Raw genomic sequence first — 4,961 nt, forward strand, 5'->3', positions numbered from 1 at the left:
GCCGTACTCCAGTATTGTCGGAAATTGAAAATGAAGTTATCAATGATTGGCGTTTATCGCTATGAGTATGGTTTCTGTCAAAATAATGACTTCAGGCCATTAGCTCGGCAAAAAACACTTTTAGACCCTCAGCACCGGAGGATTCCCAGGTTTTAAGGGCAGCGGTTCCCACTATAGCGAGGTCTGCAGTGCCGCGTAAAAAGTCCATATCGGCCTTGCAACTAACACCAAAGCCCACGCCAATAGGCAACTCGGTATGTTGCCGACACCTAGCTATAAGACTTAGCACATCATCACCCATCGTCGTTTTTGAACCTGTAACGCCCTTGCGTGCTACCACATAGACCATTCCGCGGCTGGCCGCTCCTAGTTTTGCAAGACGCCCATCGGTGCTGGTCGGAGTCATTAACACAATAGGCTCAATTCCCTCTTGTTCAGATAAACGATGAAGGTTAGCGAACTCCTCCACAGGCAGATCAGGCAAAATATAACCCACTCCACCTGCCTCTTTAATACGTTTTACAAAAACCTCTTCGCCCATTTTAAACGCAGTGTTGTAATAACCCATCATCAAAATCTTAAACGGAAAGCGTTGACTAGCCTGATGCATAAATTCAAAACATTGATCAATCGTTGTTCCCGATTTCAAAGATGCTTCATTGGCTCTCACAAAAAGAGGGCCGTCTGCACTGGGCTCAGAGAAAGGAAACTGAAGCTCCACCAAATCAACACCAGCTTCAGCCATGATTTCTAGCTCTTTCATGTTGTCTGCAAAAGAGGGATAACCGCACACCACGTGGGCCATCACTAGTAAGTCTTTGTCTTTTTTGCGTTCAGTAATGTAGGTTTGCAGTCCCATTATTTTTTCTCCGACCGATACTGATCGGCTTTGCCAGCAATAAATGTTTTCCATTTAGAGTCATCAAGGGCATCCGCGATCGTAAAGATATCCTTATCACCACGACCAGACTGGTTAATCAAGATAATCTCATCCTTGCCCATGCTTGGTGCTTCTTTTATGGCAGTGACAAATGCGTGTGTACTTTCAAGGGCAGGTATAAGCCCCTCGGTTCGCATGGTCAATGTTAAAGCCTCTTTGACCTCAATGTCTGTGGCCGCCTCAAAGCGCACCTTACCTTGCTCCCAGAGATGGGCAAAAATAGGGTTGATACCAATATAATCTAAACCAGCGGCGACAGAATGAGTTTCATTCATATTGCCTTCATCATTCTGCAAAAAATATGTCTTGTAACCCTGGGCAACACCCACAGAGGCATCGTCATAGGCTAATCTTGCTGAATGCATGTAAGAACCAACTCCATGTCCACCGGCTTCACAGCCAATTAATTCAACGTTATCGTCATCAAAAAAGCCCTGGAAAATACCCATAGCATTAGACCCACCGCCAACGCAGGCATAGACACGGTCAGGTAATTTTCCCGCTTGTTTTAATATCTGTTCGCGCGCCTCCAGACCGATAATAGATTGAAACCAACTCACCATTTCTGGAAACGGGTGTGGACCACAAGCAGTACCCAAAATATAGTGAGTGTCAGCCATATTGGTTACCCAATCTCGCATGCATTCATTAACAGCATCTTTTAATGTCTTCTGGCCATCTTCAACCGCAATGACTTCGGCTCCGAGGTTTTCCATCCAAAAAACGTTTGGGCGCTGTCGAGCGACATCAACAGCTCCCATGTAGATTTTGCAATCAAAGCCAAATTTGGCAGCCATGGTCGCAGTGGCAAACCCATGTTGGCCTGCTCCGGTCTCAGCGATGACTCGACGTTTGCCTAATCTTTGGCATAGTAAACCTTGCCCCATAACATTATTAATTTTGTGGGAACCCGTATGATTAAGGTCATCTCGCTTAACGTAAATTTGCGCACCACCAAGCTTTCGAGACAAGTTTTCTAGATGAGTAATCGGTGTGGGGCGGCCAGAATAATTTTGCAGCAGGGCAACATAATCTTGCCAAAACTTTGGATCAGCTTTGCATTCACGAAAACAGGCCAGCAGCTCCTCGATAGTTGCATGTAGGATTTCCGGAATAAAAACGCCGCCATACTCTCCGTAGTAGCCTTCGCGGCCATCAGAGAAATCGAAAATATCCATTAAAAACCTCAAGAGAACGCGGAGACTGCTTTTATCCCCGCTGTTTGAAAGAAAACTAATCAGCCGTCCATTTTAGCCAAGTCATGGACAACGCACAACGATTGTACGTTTTACGCTCCTAGTAGGTGTTGCGTAAAAAAACCCCAATCGTGACCCATTTGCCTAGTATAGTCAGAAAACCCAACAACCCCAGTATGTATCGTTGCTAGGACGATTTATCCACAACTTTTGCAGGCACTTATGAAATCAAAATAGGATTAAAAGTGCAAATAAACACAAGATGTAGTGGATTAACACTTGCAAGACACACCATGTAGGATAAACTCACTTAACAGTTTCAAGGATGAATCTGGAATATTTTCAATACAAATTCAGGTGATCTGGTTAAAAAATTGGGCTAATAATAATTGTTAGGCAGTTTTAGCTAGTCAAGCATTAAAGGGCACACAATGAGCGCACCAAAACTAAAAACAATTAAGCCAACAAAAAACTCTCAAGAAATCGTTATGCAGGCTGCATCTTTGGATATTTGGGATAAAAAATATCGCCTTAAAGATAAGCAGTCAAATCCCATTGATGCTGATATAGATGCAACCTACATGAGAGTTGCCAAGGCATTATCGGATGTTGAGGACGAAGCTCAACGCGAAAAATGGCAAGAACGTTTTGTTTGGGCTCTCCAGCATGGTGCCATTCCAGCAGGCCGTATTATTTCAAATGCAGGTGCGCGAGCTTACAAACCTGCGACCTCGACGATTAACTGTACAGTGTCAGGCACAGTGCCTGATTCAATGCTCGGCATTTTAGAGCGCAATCTAGAAGCAGGCTTAACCTTGAAAGCCGGTTGCGGTATTGGTTACGAATTCTCTACGTTGCGCCCTAAAGGAGCCTACGTATCTGGCGCTGGTGCCTATACGTCTGGCCCGTTATCGTTCATGGATATCTACGACAAAATGTGTTTCACCGTGTCCTCCGCAGGCGGCAGAAGGGGCGCTCAGATGGCAACCTTTGATGTTAGCCATCCCGATGTGTTCGATTTTGTTCGCGCCAAACGTGAAGACGGTCGTTTGCGCCAATTTAATCTATCTCTATTGATTACTGAAGAGTTTATTGCAGCGGTGCGTGCAGACGGCGATTGGGATCTAACATTCCCTATCAGTGCCAAGGAAGTCGATGGCGGCATTGACATGAAAGGGGATAATGTCGTTTGGAAACATTTCCCCACGACAGACGGTTATGTAACTAATGAACAAGGCTTGGTGGCCTGCCGTATTTACGAAACAATCCGCGCTCAAAAGTTATGGAATGCGATCATGTCATCAACCTATGACTATGCTGAGCCAGGTTTTATTCTTATCGATCAGGTCAACAAGAATAATAACAACTGGTTCTGCGAAGATATTCGCGCGACTAATCCCTGTGGTGAACAGCCTCTTCCTCCCTACGGTAGCTGTCTGCTAGGATCTGTCAATTTGACCAAGTTTGTACGCAACGCATTTACCGAAGATGCATTTTTTGACTGGGACGAATACGCAGAGGTGGTCGGTGTATTCACGCGGATGCTTGATAACGTTGTCGAAATTAACGGTCTACCCCTTGAAGAGCAGCGCAAAGAAATTGAATACAAGCGACGTCACGGTATGGGCTTTTTAGGATTAGGCTCAGCGATGACTATGCTACGCATGAAATATGGTGAGCCAGACTCATTAGAGTTCACTGAGCGTGTGGCTCAAGATATGGCCGTGGCAGGACTTTATGCAGGTTTAGAGCTGGCGCGTGAAAAAGGCCCGGCGCCAATTATGGAAGATGAGTTTGATGTCACCGCTGCACTCTTATTTAAACAACCGGACTTAGCAAAGGATGGCATTAAGGTTGGCGATAAAATTAAGGGTAAGGTACTAATAGGCAAGTATAGTCGGTATATGCAACAGGTAGCCAAGGCTGATCCCAAACTTATTGAGTCTATTATTGAAGATGGCTGTCGCTTTAGTCATCATTCATCCATTGCCCCAACTGGCACTATATCTCTGTCGTTGGCGAACAACGTTAGTAATGGCATAGAGCCAAGTTTTGCTCACCACTATTCTCGTAATGTTATCCGTGAGGGCAAGAAGTCTAAAGAAAAAGTCGACGTTTTTTCCTATGAGCTACTATCTTACCGCACGCTGGTGAACTCTAAGGCCATGCCCTTTAGTACAGATGCCGAAGAAGCCTTGCCTGAGTACTTCCTGAGTTCAGAGAACATTGAACCTAAAGCGCATGTTGACGTTCAAGCTGCGGCACAAAAGTGGGTTGATTCTTCAATCTCCAAAACTATTAATGTACCAACCGATTGCGAATACGAAGCGTTTAAAGACATCTATCTGTATGCGGCAGAAAAAGGACTTAAAGGCTGCACCACCTTCCGCTTTAACCCAGAGGCATTCCAGGGTGTATTGGTAAAGGAAAGTGATTTGGAAAATACCACTTACAGCTTTACCCTTGAAGATGGCTCTACCGTAGAATTTAAAGGTAACGAAGAAGTTGAGTACGACGGTGAAACCCATACCGCCGCCAATCTATTCGATGCGCTGAAAGAAGGTTACTACGGTAAATTCTAATTAACTAAAACTACATCCGCAGAGCACTGCGAGGACAATAATGAACAAGAAAATTGAGAAAAAGATCGTCGGCTATAAAGTCGTTACAGCGAAAGATGTAGCGGCAGAGACTGCCGTAGAAGCAGATAGTAATATTATTCAGATGCACGAAAAGGTGTCACGCCCCGAAGCCTTGGCAGGTAGCACTTATAAAATAAAAACGCCGATGTCAGATCACGCTATGTATCTCACTATCAATGATAT

General features: G+C 44.8%; 3 protein-coding genes and 1 pseudogene. 2 read left to right on the plus strand and 2 right to left on the minus strand.

Annotation, left to right across the window (positions count from 1 at the left end):
• Positions 1 to 91 precede the first annotated feature (91 nt).
• Positions 92 to 859, minus strand: a complete 768-nt coding sequence (gene trpA / locus ACI882_RS18050; protein WP_411748592.1) for a tryptophan synthase subunit alpha — start codon at positions 857 to 859, stop codon at positions 92 to 94.
• Positions 859 to 2,118 (minus strand): tryptophan synthase subunit beta, encoded by a 1,260-nt coding sequence (trpB, locus tag ACI882_RS18055; RefSeq protein ID WP_411748593.1) that lies wholly within the window; start codon positions 2,116 to 2,118, stop codon positions 859 to 861. The genes trpA and trpB overlap by 1 nt, the downstream gene beginning before the upstream one ends.
• Positions 2,119 to 2,567: 449 nt before the next feature.
• Here trpB and ACI882_RS18060 point away from each other — a divergent pair, with 449 nt between their 5' ends.
• Entirely contained in the window at positions 2,568 to 4,718 is a 2,151-nt protein-coding gene (locus ACI882_RS18060; RefSeq protein WP_411748594.1) for an adenosylcobalamin-dependent ribonucleoside-diphosphate reductase, read from the plus strand.
• Between the two features lie 40 nt (positions 4,719 to 4,758).
• Positions 4,759 to 4,961, plus strand: a pseudogene (locus tag ACI882_RS18065) (NrdJb); the annotation flags it as partial.

The sequence above is a fragment of the Reinekea sp. genome, assembly GCF_046710285.1.
GTDB lineage: Bacteria > Pseudomonadota > Gammaproteobacteria > Pseudomonadales > Natronospirillaceae > Reinekea.

Bases quoted from the DNA above. Each gene is read 5' to 3' on its own strand.
- trpA (WP_411748592.1), bottom strand. From the start codon at position 859: ATGGGACTGCAAACCTACATTACTGAACGCAAAAAAGACAAAGACTTA.
- trpB (WP_411748593.1), bottom strand. From the start codon at position 2,118: ATGGATATTTTCGATTTCTCTGATGGCCGCGAAGGCTACTACGGAGAG.
- ACI882_RS18060 (WP_411748594.1), top strand. From the start codon at position 2,568: ATGAGCGCACCAAAACTAAAAACAATTAAGCCAACAAAAAACTCTCAA.